The sequence below is a fragment of the Leptothoe sp. PORK10 BA2 genome (assembly GCF_034932105.1).
GTDB lineage: Bacteria > Cyanobacteriota > Cyanobacteriia > Phormidesmidales > Phormidesmidaceae > Leptothoe.
This window is the reverse complement of the sequence record NZ_JAYGIG010000118.1, coordinates 38,737-53,124: the sequence shown is the minus strand read 5'-3', so window position 1 is coordinate 53,124 and position 14,388 is coordinate 38,737. Positions and strand designations below refer to the sequence as shown.

The 14,388-nt window shown below is 49.9% G+C and carries 10 protein-coding genes and 1 pseudogene; 5 read left to right on the top strand and 6 right to left on the bottom strand.

Going from position 1 to position 14,388, the window contains the following annotated elements:
• Positions 1-15 precede the first annotated feature (15 nt).
• Positions 16-567 (bottom strand): gluconokinase, encoded by a 552-nt coding sequence (locus VB741_RS17635; protein ID WP_323366505.1) that lies wholly within the window; start codon positions 565-567, stop codon positions 16-18.
• Positions 568-906: 339 nt separating this feature from the next.
• On the opposite strand from VB741_RS17635, the gene VB741_RS17630 reads away from it, so the two are divergent.
• A complete protein-coding gene (locus VB741_RS17630) occupies positions 907-1,812 on the top strand; it encodes a nucleoside monophosphate kinase (protein ID WP_323366504.1) in 906 nt (301 codons plus the stop codon).
• Positions 1,813-1,924: 112 nt separating this feature from the next.
• Here VB741_RS17630 and VB741_RS17625 read toward each other — a convergent pair whose 3' ends face one another.
• Together VB741_RS17625 and VB741_RS17620 are read right to left on the bottom strand one after the other, a co-directional pair.
• Positions 1,925-2,086 (bottom strand): hypothetical protein, encoded by a 162-nt coding sequence (locus VB741_RS17625; RefSeq protein ID WP_323366503.1) that lies wholly within the window; start codon positions 2,084-2,086, stop codon positions 1,925-1,927.
• 158 nt (positions 2,087-2,244) lie between these two features.
• Complete coding sequence (locus tag VB741_RS17620) at positions 2,245-3,957, bottom strand: ABC-ATPase domain-containing protein (protein ID WP_323366502.1); 1,713 nt, start codon at positions 3,955-3,957, stop codon at positions 2,245-2,247.
• A 220-nt stretch (positions 3,958-4,177) separates the two neighbouring features.
• Here VB741_RS17620 and VB741_RS17615 point away from each other — a divergent pair, with 220 nt between their 5' ends.
• Together VB741_RS17615 and VB741_RS17610 are read left to right on the top strand one after the other, a co-directional pair.
• Complete coding sequence (locus VB741_RS17615) at positions 4,178-4,657, top strand: hypothetical protein (protein ID WP_323366501.1); 480 nt, start codon at positions 4,178-4,180, stop codon at positions 4,655-4,657.
• A gap of 637 nt (positions 4,658-5,294) precedes the next feature.
• The gene (locus VB741_RS17610) at positions 5,295-7,757 is read left to right on the top strand and encodes an ATP-dependent Clp protease ATP-binding subunit (protein WP_323366500.1); all 2,463 of its coding nucleotides are present in this window, start codon (positions 5,295-5,297) and stop codon (positions 7,755-7,757) included.
• Between the two features lie 96 nt (positions 7,758-7,853).
• On the opposite strand, the gene crtD is transcribed toward VB741_RS17610, so the two are convergent.
• On the bottom strand, positions 7,854-9,407 hold the full coding sequence (gene crtD / locus VB741_RS17605; protein WP_442786386.1) for a C-3',4' desaturase CrtD: 1,554 nt from the start codon (positions 9,405-9,407) through the stop codon (positions 7,854-7,856).
• A 111-nt stretch (positions 9,408-9,518) separates the two neighbouring features.
• A complete protein-coding gene (locus VB741_RS17600) occupies positions 9,519-10,019 on the bottom strand; it encodes a hypothetical protein (protein WP_323366498.1) in 501 nt (166 codons plus the stop codon).
• Between the two features lie 765 nt (positions 10,020-10,784).
• Between VB741_RS17600 and VB741_RS26465 the strand changes: the two are divergent.
• Both VB741_RS26465 and VB741_RS17595 read left to right on the top strand, forming a co-directional pair.
• Positions 10,785-10,910, top strand: a pseudogene (locus tag VB741_RS26465) (putative RNA methyltransferase); the annotation flags it as partial.
• 36 nt (positions 10,911-10,946) lie between these two features.
• The gene (locus VB741_RS17595) at positions 10,947-11,570 is read left to right on the top strand and encodes a methyltransferase domain-containing protein (RefSeq protein WP_323366497.1); all 624 of its coding nucleotides are present in this window, start codon (positions 10,947-10,949) and stop codon (positions 11,568-11,570) included.
• 40 nt (positions 11,571-11,610) lie between these two features.
• Here VB741_RS17595 and VB741_RS17590 read toward each other — a convergent pair whose 3' ends face one another.
• On the bottom strand, positions 11,611-14,265 hold the full coding sequence (locus tag VB741_RS17590; RefSeq protein ID WP_323366496.1) for a bifunctional diguanylate cyclase/phosphodiesterase: 2,655 nt from the start codon (positions 14,263-14,265) through the stop codon (positions 11,611-11,613).
• Between the last annotated feature and the right edge of the window lie 123 nt (positions 14,266-14,388).

Genomic DNA, 14,388 nt, shown 5'->3' with positions numbered 1-14,388 from the left:
GCATCAGCCAGGATTTCATATCGCCAACCGTTGCCACCAGGTTTTTTCTAAATCTGGATATAGCCAAGTGGCCTGATTCAGTAACTCATCCACAATCTTAGCGGGCAGCAACCGCCCATCCAGGGTAATCACATTCTCTTCGGGGCCGATAGGTTCAAAGGCTGCCAATTGACTATCCAACATTTCTGGCTTCATATAATGATTCGACCGTCGCCGCAGCCTGCACTCCAGATCTGGCCTCGGCACATTGAGCCACACCAGTTGAACCCGGGCCAAAGAGTTGAGTTGTTGTCGATAAGATGCTTTTAGGGCAGAACAGGTCAGCACCGTCTCCCGATTTTTAGCAATGGCCCGGCCCATGTCATCCTCTATCTCTATCAGCCATTGGTGCCGATCGGCATCCTGTAGAGGTGTCTGAGCCTTCATTTTGAGAAGATTGGACCCAGAATGTCGCCGATCGCCCTCTAAAAAGTCACTCTCTAACCGCTCAGCTAGCAGGCGTCCGACCACTGTTTTCCCTGAGCCGGACACACCCATAATGACCCATACTAGCGGGCAGTTACTCATTCGACGGTCTCCTTAATACTAAGTGGCCCAGCCAACTTATGGCCCAGCCATAAATTGGCCCAGCATTACGATACCAGGAAGGAATGGAGCCGGGAGGTGGGAAGAGACAGGGAGATAGATTAGAATTCTGGCAATTGCCCAAGGGAGGTTAGCCTCCAACATGGTTCACGCTTTTGCCTTGTCCCTGGATGAGACGGAAAACGCTCCAAATCTAAAAGAATCTGCATAGAAATGACGGCAGATTGGGCCGGTGAAACATAATGACCAACTGTAGGTGCAGTCCATTGTATGACTGCGTAAATTCTGCCTATGGCGTTATGGTTATAGGATTTTTATGCCATGAAATCTAAGCAGCTTATCCTTTTGGGCCCTCCGGGTATAGGAATTAAGGATCATGCGATCGCACTATCCCAATCCTGGCATGTCCCCCATGTGTCCATGGGGCAGCTTATCCGTAAAGCCATTGCTGAGGAATCTGTCATAGGTCTAGAGGCGCGCCCCTATGTAGACGCCGAAGTAGACGCCGAAGCGTTGGTGCCCGATGAGTTAGTGATGAAGCTGCTGCGGAGACGGTTGGAGCAACCGGACGTGATGCTGAATGGGTATGTGTTGGAGGGATTTCCTCGCACCCTGAACCAAGCGCAGGCCCTTGATCAGTGGTTGTTGGCGGTGGGCCAGCCGGCGGCTCAGGTGGCTTATCTTAAGTCCCTGACGGGATTATTGATTAAACGTCTGGTGGCTGAGCATGGCCAAGACGAACCTATTTCCGCCATGCGTCAGCGTTTAACCCTCTATCGGGAAGAGGTGGCCCCTTTAATTGATTATTATCAGCAGCGGGATCAGTTAACCATGGTTAACGGCAATCAATCTGCGGCTGAAGTGAACTATGCCCTGGCGGCGTTAGGCCAACAGGAGGAAACAGGGGCGGCTCGCTTTATTCAGAATGAATCAGAATTGGATTCCCTATTGGCAAAAGAATCGCTGCTGGTAGTGGATTGTATGGCGTCTTGGTGTGGCTCTTGCAAGCTAGTAACCCCCTTGATCGATCAGCTGGCAGAAGCCTACAGAGAAAAGGTAAATGTGATGAAGATCGACTTTGATGCGAATCAGCAGGTGCCTAAACGGTTTGGACTGAAGGGAATGCCAGCCGTGATGTTCTTTAAGGGGGGAGAACTGGTGGAGACCCTGACCGGGGTAAAACCTTATCAGACCTACAGTGCTACCCTAACCCGCTTTTTGGAGTGAGACATAAACCGTGGCGTTGCTGATCCTCGGGATGATTTCATTTACCAGATGTCGGTATATAGCATGTCTGATAGACCGACATCGGCTAAATCAGCAACTGCAAAATTTGCCCCTAGGGTTGCTGCTCGGTTGAATTTTGAGTGAGCTGAACTGGACCGGCAATATCCACAACGGCTAGGTATAAAAAGCCAACCATTAGGCTGACGCAGCTGAGGGTGAACCAGGACCATTTAATCCGGGGTTGTTCGAGATTGGGTTCTTGAGGGTGTTCCATGGGCCGAAGATTAATATAGGTATAAAAAGGCACGTGTGTCGTCAGTTCAATGTGCCCTCCTGAATTAACTGACTATCGTTGACCATCAGAATTCACCCAAAGTTCAACCATGGCGATGCTAAGGGTTTAATCTGGGTAATTTTACCAAGGTAGTTGTGTTACCGCTCCGAAATTACCCTGAGACTTCTCAACCGATTGATAATGGCGGCTAATTCATGGCGACGGAATTCACTGAGGTCAGCCATGGGATAGGGGGTGAGGGCATCAAAGTCCTGTTTCTCCACCCAGGTCATGATGTCGTCTAGGAGATTTTTTAGGGAGTGGGTCCGATTTTGTTGTTGCCAGGTGAGAATGGCATGGGCAATTGCCCTAACCTGGTTCTGTTCTATGAGTTGCTCGATGCCTCGGAGATCAATATCTTCTGAGCCGAGGGTCAGGGTGGTGAGCCGCTGGGTTTTGACTTTGGCGGGTTTACGACCGGTGTCAAATGGGGGCAATTGGATCCGACGCTGGGTGATGGTGCCGAAATGTTGTCCCCCTTCTCCTTGACGTTCACTGGGATTTTGGGCGGCAATGGCTTGGGCTTGGGCAGTGACGTCATGGGCCAGGTAATTATCTAGGGCAATTACCTGATCCGCGACTTCGAAATAGTCGCCGCTGCCGCCCATGACTAAGACCGTAGAAATGCCGTGATCACTATAGAGCTGTCGGACTTTGTCGATAAATGGGGTGATGGGTTCTTTAGCTTTGGCGATCAGGGCTTGCATGTTGCGATCGCGAATCATCAAATTTGTCGCCGCCGTATCCTCATCAATCAGCAGCACCTTGGCCCCCGCCTCGATGGCCTCTAAAATATTGGCCGCCTGGGACGTACTACCACTGGCATTGGTGGTGCAAAACGCCTGGGTCGACAGGCCCTGGGGCAACCGATCGATAAAGGGAGAAATATCCACCCCCGTCACACTGCGACCATCCTCCGCTCGGATCTTCACCGTGGCCCCATCGGCCACCACCTGTTCTCGACCATCGCCGGGAATGTGATTGTAGGTACCATGGGCAATAGCTTTGAGTACCGTTGATTTGCCATGGTAGCCACCACCAACAATCAGGGTGACCCCGGTGGGAATTCCCAGGCCGGTGATGGGGCCAGCGTGGGGTGCTCGTAGGGTTACCTCTAAAGAACTGGGTGCATTGAAGGGAACAGCCGTTGGTAATGGCTGGGAATCGACACCGCTACGGCGAGGCAACCTTGAGCCATTGGCAATGAAGGCCACCAGGTTGTGCTCAGAGAGTTGTGCCCTGAGGGCGTTGGCATCTTCCACGGTGGCCATGTGCTGTTCCACCGCCGACTGCCATGCTGGCTGATAGTGCAGGGTGGTGGTTACCAACTGGGGTAAGTCCTCCGTCAGCAACTGCCGTGCTGCCTGACCGGCGATACGTCGTCCAAAGGCAGGCAAACCCACCCCCAGCCGCAGCTCAATGCCTGCCAATGTGACCTGAACAGCTGTGCGGGCCAAGATAACCTGACTGGTGGAGGCCATGATCAGTCGACCACTTTTACCGGAGCCTCGATTTTGTTCAACCTGCGGGATGGTATGAATAATTTGCCGATGCAGAAAATCTGCTAGCACGATACGCCGAGTCGGGGTATGCCAATAATCCTGGGGCCACTGACTGTGGCGATGGCTGACAAAAATACTGACCCGGCTGGGGGCAGCAAAGGGGTCCCCTTGAATGTGGGCCAAGGTGAGGGTGAAATCAGCAAAAGCGTAGTTCCCCTTCAAACCTTTGTAGGCAGAGTAGCTGCGGCCATCCAACTTTTCTAATTGTTGTGACAGAAAGTCTTGCGTCAGGGAAGTTGGTGACGTCATGGGTGAGGTGTGGTCTCAAAGCAATCATGATTTTATGGTGAAAGCCGATTTTTCCGGCTCACCCAAGTCTGTATAAGTGCTGCAATGCCAGCAATACAAGCAGTTGTGACAGCGATCACAGGGGCCTGTGCTGAACGTCATCAGCTAGGCCTAGGGGTATCACTTAGATAAATCGGCTCTTCATGAATACTAAGCGTATAGAGGTGTAACCACGTAACCCATGGCTAATCTGTCACTCCGCTCCCGCTGCCCGAAGTTCATCAAGTCTGCACTCGTTTTGCTCAGTGCTACATTGCTGAGTAGCTTAGCTCCCCTGACGGCTGTTGCTGATTCCGTAGCCAGTAGTACACCCCTTTTAGATGGGATCTACCTATACGGACAGCAGGCAGTGGCCGCTCAACCTGGCTCAGTCTATATGGTGTTCGAAGTGACGGGTAACCGAGCCGTCGGTGGGTTCTACATGCCAAGTTCTTCGTTTGATTGTTTCAGTGGCAACATTTCAGCTACTGGCCTAGACCTCATGGTGGTAGATAGCTATGAGCAGACTAGCCATCCCTACTCTTTACCCGCAGATTCTACCTTCACCGCTGGTCCGGCGGCTGAGTTTAATATTGAGGGATTTACCCCCATTAGCACTCTGTCCGATGTCGATCAGAATGTTCTAAAGACTTGTCAAACTGTGCAAGCCGACATGATTTGAGCCTAACCGTGGGTAAGGGGCGATGGCGCATTCAGAGTACTGACTACGGGCTGCGAAATTTAGCTGAGCCCCATTGCCCTAGGGCAATGGGGCTCAGCTAGCGGTGGATATGGGACGATTACGGGAATTAAGAGCATAAGCCCCCAACAAGTCCTTATTAGCTTTATTTTTTACTTCTGACAGAATATTAATGGGCCTTAACTAGCTGATGGGCCAAGGGTTAGTTGCGGTTTTGTCCGGCTTAAGAAAAGAATACAGACTGACTATTCCGTAATGACTGCCCTTGATTTAGATGTATTCCTATGGGCAATTGCCTAAAGTCATGTGATGAGGCAATTTCTTTATGAATCTTTTATCCACTCTGCGTAGATGTGGAGATTAGATGCTCGTTTGTTTATCTACCTATAAATTTCTTTATCCTTCGGGCAAACTGAAACCATATCCGTTGGCTCTTGGGTTATACGGGTTACCCCCCCTATCCAACTTCGGCTCTCCTGACTGTCGAGATGCCTCGAAGATGGGTATATTTTTATTACATAGTTAAAAATCTTAATGTCTGAAGTAATCTTGGTTAACACCAAGTTATTCAACTTGTCTATAGGTTTCGGCTCTATATCCTGGCAGAGGTCCATAAAACATGTTTGAACATTTCACCAATGCGGCAATTGCGGTGATTATGCAAGCCCAGGAAGAGGCACGACGCCTGGGGCACAATTTTGTGGGTAGTGAGCAGCTGCTACTCGGAATTGTGAAGGAAGGCTCTAGTATCGCCGCTCGGGTGCTCAGCGACTTTGGCGTCAACCTGGCTAATTCTCGGGCTGAGGTGGAGTCCATTATTGGCCGTGGGTCTGGCAATGGTCCGACCGAAATTCCGTTTACGCCCAAGGTGAAGCAGGTTTTTGAGCAGGCGTTTCAAGAAGCGCGCAAGCTGGATCATCCCTACATTGAGCCAGAACATCTGCTGCTAAGCCTGACTCAAAATGTTGAAAGTGTGGCCTATCGGGTGCTGAATAATTTAGGTGTAGACCCTAACCAGGTGCGGACTCAGCTAATTCGCACCATTGGAGAGGTGTCGGCGATTCCTGCTGGTGGCGGTCGTCTACGGGACGATGAGAAGTCCGGGTCGGCAGCTAAGCCGAAGGGAGTCCTGGCTGAATTTGGTACTGACCTGACTGAGCTGGCGGCGGCGGGTAAACTCGATCCGGTGATTGGCCGAGCCCAGGAAATTGAGCGGGTGGTGCAAATTTTGGGGCGCCGCACGAAGAATAACCCAGTGCTGGTGGGGGAGCCGGGGGTGGGTAAAACTGCGATCGCAGAAGGTCTTGCCCAGCGCATTACTAACCAAGATGTCCCCGAAGCCCTGTTTGATCGTCGGGTGATCAGTCTAGATCTGGCGATGCTAGTGTCTGGTACTCGCTTCCGGGGTGACTTTGAAGAGCGCATTAGCCAGGTGGTAGCAGAGGTGCGTGAGGCCCAGAACATTATTTTGGTGATTGATGAGATTCATACCCTAGTGGGGGCGGGGTCCCTCGAAGGCAGCATGGATGCGGCCAACATGCTGAAGCCTGCCCTAGCTCGCGGTGAGCTGCAATGCATCGGAGCCACCACCCTAGAGGAGTATCGCAAGTATATAGAAAAGGATGCAGCCCTGGAGCGACGCTTCCAGCGGGTGGTAGTCAATCCACCGTCCGTCCAAGATACCCTGGATATTTTGGTTGGATTGCGGGGACGCTATGAACAATTCCACCATCTTTCCATCACGGACGAAGCGTTAGAAGCCGCTGCCACCCTATCAGATCGCTACATTAGCGACCGTCATTTGCCAGACAAGGCCATTGACCTGATTGATGAAGCCGGTTCCCGAGTGCGACTGCGCTACACCCAAAAAATCCCCGCTGGGGAGAAACGTACTGCGCTGCGCCAGGTGCAAACCGAGATTATGCAGCTGATAGAAAGCCAGTCCTTTAACCAGTTGGGTGAACTGTATATCAAAGAGCAGGGTCTGTTGGCGGAGTTACTCCCCAGCGATACCCCCCATCCAGCGGTGACCGATGAAGACATTGCCGACATTGTTGCCTCTTGGACGGGAGTACCTGTCAGCCGTTTGACTGAATCGGAATCAGCCATGATTCTGCATTTGGAAGACACCCTCCATGAGCGGGTGGTGGGCCAAAATGAAGCGGTTGAAGCGGTTTCTAAGGCGGTGCGACGCTCCCGGGTGGGCATGCGCAACCCCAATCGTCCCATGGCCAGTATGATCTTTTCTGGCCCCACGGGGGTGGGTAAAACCGAGTTGGCCAAGGCCCTCGCGGCAACGGTCTTTGGCTCGGAAGATGCCATGATTCGGGTCGACATGTCGGAGTTTATGGAACCCCAGTCCACCTCTAAGCTGATTGGCTCCCCTCCGGGCTATGTGGGTTATGACGAGGGTGGACAGCTGACTGAAGCAGTGCGTCGTAATCCCTACACCGTTATTTTGCTAGATGAAATTGAGAAGGCCCATCCCGATGTCTTTAATCTGCTGCTGCAGTTGCTGGACGATGGTCATCTGAGTGACTCCAAGGGGCGCAAGGTGAGCTTTAAGAACACCTTGATCATCATGACATCAAACATTGGGTCCAAGGTGATTGAAAAAGGCGGCGGCGGTCTGGGATTTGAGCTTAGCCTTGACGATGAAATGACCTCTCGCTATAACAACATTCGCAACCTGGTGAACGAAGAAATGAAACAGTTCTTCCGACCCGAGCTGTTGAATAGAATTGACGAAATTATCGTCTTCCGTCAGTTGATTAAGTCTGAGGTAGCTCAGATTGCTGATATTCTCCTAGCCCAGGTAACGGGACGGTTAGCCGAGCGGGCCATTAAGTTAGAGACCACCGAGGCCTTTAAGCAGCACCTGATCAATAAGGGCTATGACCCGGCCTATGGAGCCCGCCCCATGCGTCGAGCAATTTCCCGTTTGATTGAGGATCCGCTGGCGGAAGCTTTACTCACCGGTACGATTACCGACGGTGATACGGCGATCTTTGACCTGGATGGGGATTCTAAGGTGGTGGTGCAGTCGGCCAAGCAACCGGCTTTGGTGGGGGTTAGGGGTTAGAAATTCCACGCCTAACAGCTCAGCCCATAAAGCCCATAGTCAATAACCCATAACAAACAGCCCTTGATCTGTGCCAACGGTCAAGGGCTGTTTTATCTAGTTCCCTTCCATGGCCTCAATCTGCCTCACTGTCGTCATGGCTGCATAGCTGACGCCAGCGGTGCCCTCGCCGGGATGGACACAGTCCCCCACCAACCAAAGCTTGGGAATAGGGGTACGAGTGGCAAATCCAAAGGGACCAAAGGTGGATAGTCGCTGGCCGATGCCGCCCACCATACCTTGGTGGCGGGCGGTGTAGCGCTCGAAGGTGCGGGGAGTGCCGAATTCGGTATGGATAATGTTTTCTGGGGCTAGATTGAAGAACTGGCCGAGGTTTGCGATCGCACCCGCCCCATAGTCCGCCTTCATCTGGTCATAGTTGGAGCACTGCTGCCATGCCTGCACATCCGTAAATGACGACGCCACAAGCGTAGCCATCCCATCGGGGGCACGCCCATCCCCCGGACGACTCACCGAGACAAACAGGGAGTTATTTTCCCCAATAGGACCGTCATAGTCATAGAGAAACTGCAAATGGGGGGGACAATCCTGGGGCACGGCGGCCTGATCCACCCCGAGGTACACCACAAAAGCCCCCGACGATGGCATCAGCTTATCCACCCGTTGCTGATAGCCCTTAGGAGTTTGGCCGCCTAGCAATGTCGTTAGATTTTGCACCGTGACGTTAGCCACCACATGATCCGTCGGCTCCAGCCAGGTGGCACCGTTTTTTTGCTGGTGAATACGCACAAACCTGGGTCGATTGCCCTCCAGTTGAATATGATCCACCCCATGTCCCAACAAAACCTGGCCGCCAAACTGCTGAATGGCCTTGACCAGGGCATCACTCAGCACCTGCATACTACCCTGGAGATGGAACAATCCGTAGGGAGCCTGAGAAACCCCTAGGGCCGTGGCGGCATAGAGCAGGGCGGTGTCGTCTGCACCCACCTGGGAATAAAGCTTGAGTTGGAGATCTAAAAAGGTTTTCAGCCGTCGATTGCCATAGAGGCCGTATCCTTTCAGCATCTGCCCGACGGTGGAGAAGGTATAAGGCACCGTTAGCAACGTGTCAGGACGCAGCGCATGGGTTAACTGCCAGGCATCCCACAGGTTACGCGGTGGCAATACCGGCTGTCGGCCCTGAAATCGCCAACTGTAGCGAAATAAATCGCTGAGCTTTTGCCAAAAGGGTTCACTGCCTGGAAATTGCCGTTGCCGTTCCGCCTGCCACCGTTGGGGGTCGCGCCAAACGCTAATGGGGGTGGTTTCCCCTGGTAAAAAAACAGCACAGGCCGGATCGCAATGCTCAGCCTGGGGCAGCTCTAATCCTAATTCTGAGAAAACTTGAGCATGAATGCCGCCCGGTTCCAAACCGGCCACCTGGGTCGCCCCGACATCAAAGGTAAACCCTCGACGGCGAAATGTAGATGCACAGCCCCCAGGCACCATGGACTGTTCCAGGACACAGACCTGATAACCCCGCTTCGCTAATAGGGCCGCCGTCGTTAACCCACCGATGCCCGCTCCAATCACGATCACCTTAGGCCTGATCTTAGATGGGTGCCTAGACCGACGGTGAGACAGAGGAGAATTAAGCTGGGGGGACATGTTTACATTAGTTAACACTATCCCTAGTGTAACTGTCTGAGCCTTGGGTTTCTTAGTCTTTGGATTCCGAACCTGATTTTTACCCCTGATTTTTTGCCCTAGGGATGGGGGCTAACTATCAACCTTAATATCCAGGGTCAGCTGCCGCTGTCGGTTATCCATCGCCAAAAAGTGTAACTGGCCTGAAAAGACCACTGTCAGTGTATTACGATGGATATCGTCAATCACTAAAACAGTTTGGTCATCCACTTCCACATGTTCGGCTTTGAGAATGCGACGGGGCTGTTTCTCAGACTTAGGCAAGGTCCCCTCAGAGAAGACAATACCCATGGTCTTGGTTGCCTTGATCAGTAAAAAAATAGGCTCACCGGGCTGAGCCTGATGGGTAACGCTTTCTGGTAACCATAGGGCATCCCACAAAAAGCAAAGCACGCTTTCTCCGTAGGTTTCCGCACTCTGATAGGTGCCTAACAAAAAGGAGTCATGCAGGGTATAGACATGGTTAAAATGGCTGTAGGGCTGTATAGAAGACTTTTGCCATGGCAAGGTACCCTGCAAAATATTTTCACAAAGCCAGCTGGGCAGGGTGGGTTTGGTGCTAACAAATACCATAGTCAAGACGTATGGAATGAAGGCTCAAAAATGACAATGAGATGAATACCCCGAATAGCTTCCAAGGCTTTTCCCACAGATTGCAGTTCAAACAGCAGCTTTCCTAGGGAAAACCCGATATTCCTGTCACCTGTTCACAGGAAAACAAGACACCGCAGAAGCGTTCATAGAATTATTCTTACTAGATTGGTTAATCCCGTAGTTTCTTAATAAAAACTTTTTTGATAAAAATTACTTCTGCTGAGGAAATAAGATCTCTTAGCATTTTACCTATGTAGTCAAATTTGGAATACTAGCCATCAAATTAGATCTACAGGAACTCTTGGGAACCAGGGCCAAGCGATTTAAATCGCTGGGGCATGATCAAACTATAATCTATGCCGTGAAGTTTTGTCCTTTTTTAAGAACTTTAAGAACTTGATGTCACCATCCCACAGGAATAAATGATTTGGGTGGTGGATAGGGCCAATAAAAAAATAGGCCCATCCCAAAACCATCAAAAATCAATCCTTGACCATTGCTGAGCTGACGGGTTTTTGGATGCTAAACTGGCTGACCCCGTGCCTATGCTTTCCTGAGGTTCTCCATGGATTGGCTATTTGCTCCCCTAAACGACGACTTTATGCGTCAGGCTCTGCTGGCGGGAGGATTGATTGGGATTTATGTCCGTAGTAACACACGATCAAGGGTTACCACCCCACAGCCGCTACGATTAGTTAGTTGAGAGGCCTATGGAATTAGGGAAATAGAGGGAGATTCTATGGCATGACAGTTTATGCCTGTCCAATTTGCTCAAACCCACTTTCCAAAAACGGTCGAGTATTGTGTTGCCCTACTAACCACACCTTTGACGTAGCTAAAGAGGGATACGTGAATCTGTTACCTGCAAACAGAAAGCGCAGCCTCGAACCCGGTGATAATGCAGAGATGGTATCAGCTCGAGGTCGCTTTTTGGGGGCTGGATATTACAAAGTCCTTGCCGATGCGTTGGTCAGGTTAATGGAGCGACCCCATCGCTTGGCGGATTTGGGCTGTGGCGAGGGCTACTTCACCGCTGCTTTTTGTGATGTAGCGAGTGAGGTCTACGGCTTGGACATCTCCAAGGTAGCGGTTAGAGCCGCCTGCAAGCAGTCAAGGGGACAATTTGTCGTTGCGAGTACGATGCGCCTCCCTTTTTTAAGTGGAATGTTTGATGCCGTCACAGTGATTATGGCTCCCACCAGTCCTGATATCCCACGGATCCTAAAAAAGGGGGCATTGCTTTGTCGTGTGTCACCGGGGGAGCGTCACCTATTTGAACTCAGAGAACTTGCCTATAGTGAAGTTCGGGCTGTCAAGCAACCTCCGATGGAAATCGATGGGCTCACCAACGTGAGTTGTGAACAGGTGCGATTCAAAATTTTGTTGAGCAGTGATGGTTTGGTGGATCTAATCACCATGACCCCAATGCAGTTTCGCACATCTAAGGAGTTTCGGGAACGAATATCTCAATTGGATGAGTTTTGCGTGACTACTGATTTTCGAGTCGACTTGTTTCGCAAGGACTCGTGAGACGACGATGCGTTAAGACCAAACCCTACCGATAAAAAGGTCATGGTGTATTAGGCCACATTCGTTTTCCATTAACAAGATTGTGACTTAGAAGTTTTGATATTTCACCAGAATTGACCGGTTTGCTAAATAGATATCCCTGGACCGTCTCACACCCAAATTTTTGGAGTGTATGATATTGTTCTGCAGTTTCCACCCCTTCGGCAATAATTTTATGTTCTAGATTGCGTCCCATTTCGATCATGGCCCCAATCAGGATCTTTGACTTATGGTCGACAAGCATATCATTAATAAAATATTTATCGATTTTTAGGCAATCAACCTCAAGGTGTTTGAGAGAGGCAAATGATGAATAACCTGTACCAAAATCATCGATTGCCAGCAATACACCCAGATCTTTCAATGCTCGAAACGTTGAGAGATTTTGTTGCTCCGTCTGTACAACACTCTCGGTAATCTCCAGTTCTAGTTCCGATGGTATTATGCCGGTCTCATCAATAATCCGTTGAATTAAGGATACAAAATCCTTGTCCAGAAAATGAACAGGAGAAATATTCACCGCCATCCGAATTGTGGGCAACCCTGCCTTTTTCCAGGCTACCAAATGACTGCAGGCAGTGGTCAACACCCACTCAGTCAGGGGCTTAATCATGCCTATTCTCTCGGCTATGGCAATAAATTCGGCGGGTGAAACCTGACCTAATTGTGGGTGGTACCAGCGTGACAATGCTTCAACCCCAATAATGTTACCAGTGATTATGTCCACCTGGGGTTGATAGACCAGTGACAACTGTTGTTTTTCAATCGCCTCCCTTAAACTTTGCTCTACGCGAAACCGATATTCTACTTTCTGAGTTAGTTCAGGGTTATAGAACGCATACTGATTTTTTCCCCGTTCCTTCGCCGCATAGAGTGACGTATCAGCCGCTTTGATTAATGTGGAGAGATCTGGACCATCATCAGGATAGTGGGCAATGCCAATACTACAAGCTGGGGTGAATTTCCTTGACGATAACGCGACTGGCTTTGATATTGCCTTAAGACAGCGCTGGGCCACATGGACAGCTGCATAGTCATCATCGATATCATTCACAAGAATACAGAATTCATCACCACTAAGACGGGCGATAAAATCAGTCTCACGGGCCACATCTTGTAGTCGATTAGCAATTTCTTGGAGCAGTAAGTCACCGACATCATGCCCCAGGCTGTCATTTACGCTCTTAAAATTATCTAAGTCGATATATAGCAAACCCAAACGCGATCTGTTTCGGTCAGAGCGTTTGATGGATACTTCAAGATTCTGATAAAAGTTGGCCCGATTGGCAAGCCCTGTTAGGTCATCGATATAGGCTAGTTCTCGTATACGCTTCTGGGCATGATCCCGCTCCATGACAATCCCAGCTAGCCTTGCCGCAGACTTAAGGTCATTTGACTCCTCTTCATTTGGTAGGGCGGGGTAGTTGTAGTACATACCAAATGCCCCTAATACCAGTCCTGAAGAATCTTTAATCGGTTCAGACCAACAACAACGCATGCCATGGGGTAGGGCCACATGTTTGATTTTGGCCCATTTGGGATCTGTTTCAATATTCTCAACCAGAACACGCTTGCCCGTATAGGTCGATGTACCACATGAACCAACATTAGGGCCGTTTTTCAGACCATGAACCGCATCGCAGTACTCTTTTGGCAGACTGGGAGCTCCTCCATGCATGAGTCGACCATCTTGTAATTCCAGCATGGAGCATCGTAGTCCAGGGTGGCGTCCTTCATACAGTAATGCGATTTCTGAATAGATTTCTGATGCCGGTTTACCCGTTGCAATCATCTCCAGAATTTCGGCACTTTTGTCATCAAAGGCTTCTGCTTTTCTGCGGGCGGTTATATCAACATGGGTGCCCACCAGACGAATTGCCTTTCTATCGGAATCACGATAGACAAGAGATGCCCGGGACGACACAAAAACATAATGTCCTGTTTTATGCCGCATACGCATTTCAACATCAAATGAATTAGCTTTGCCAACTAAATAGTCCTGAACCATTGTCAAGACCCTGTCTTTATCATCTGGATGAACCAAGCTTTGCCAAGTGGTTAAATTATTTGTGAGTTCACCACTTTTATAACCCAGCAGGCTTTTCCAGCGCGGTGAATAATAGACTTCGTTAGTTTCCAAGTTCCAGTCCCATAGACCATCGTGCATGGCAAGGGAAAACCGTTCTTCACTTTTCTGAAATTTTCCCTCTGACTCTCTACGATCAGTAACATTGTGTCCAACGCCTAGAACGCCTAGCAACTCCTCATTCTCGTCATACATGGGCATCCTACTTATTTCCAGCAGTTCGCGGTGGCCATCATTGGCAAATGTGGTCCACTCTTCGTGAATTGATGGGGATTCTTGAAATATGACTTCTTTGTCGTATTCGCGCAACAAATCTGCTAACTTACTATCCACAAAGTCGTAATCACTTTTGCCCAGTATCTCTTGTTCAGAGACTCCGATAAAGTCTTCGAAACGATGATTACAAGTAAGATAGACTCCATTCAAATCTTTTAGCCAGATGAGATCGCGCAGGGTGTGAATAATTGCGCCGTAAAAACCAATATCTTTTCGAAGTCTTCGGGATTTTTTTTCTGAAGCAAAAATTCCCTTAATGTCTAGGGCTGGAGTTGGCTGAATCTCACATCTCATGACAGGTTACTAAATGTCTGGTGTTTAGACGTTTTCTAGCTTACATCTTTGTTCTAGATTATATCCATGGTAGAGGTTAGCATCATAATCGCAACTCGTACTTTAGCTGAGTAATCGTTATTG

Coding starts and splice junctions, on each gene's coding strand:
- VB741_RS17635 (WP_323366505.1), bottom strand. CDS start 567: ATGAGTAACTGCCCGCTAGTATGGGTCATTATGGGTGTGTCCGGCTCA.
- VB741_RS17630 (WP_323366504.1), top strand. CDS start 907: ATGAAATCTAAGCAGCTTATCCTTTTGGGCCCTCCGGGTATAGGAATT.
- VB741_RS17625 (WP_323366503.1), bottom strand. CDS start 2,086: ATGGAACACCCTCAAGAACCCAATCTCGAACAACCCCGGATTAAATGG.
- VB741_RS17620 (WP_323366502.1), bottom strand. CDS start 3,957: ATGACGTCACCAACTTCCCTGACGCAAGACTTTCTGTCACAACAATTA.
- VB741_RS17615 (WP_323366501.1), top strand. CDS start 4,178: ATGGCTAATCTGTCACTCCGCTCCCGCTGCCCGAAGTTCATCAAGTCT.
- VB741_RS17610 (WP_323366500.1), top strand. CDS start 5,295: ATGTTTGAACATTTCACCAATGCGGCAATTGCGGTGATTATGCAAGCC.
- crtD (WP_442786386.1), bottom strand. CDS start 9,407: ATGTCCCCCCAGCTTAATTCTCCTCTGTCTCACCGTCGGTCTAGGCAC.
- VB741_RS17600 (WP_323366498.1), bottom strand. CDS start 10,019: ATGGTATTTGTTAGCACCAAACCCACCCTGCCCAGCTGGCTTTGTGAA.
- VB741_RS17595 (WP_323366497.1), top strand. CDS start 10,947: ATGGTATCAGCTCGAGGTCGCTTTTTGGGGGCTGGATATTACAAAGTC.
- VB741_RS17590 (WP_323366496.1), bottom strand. CDS start 14,265: ATGAGATGTGAGATTCAGCCAACTCCAGCCCTAGACATTAAGGGAATT.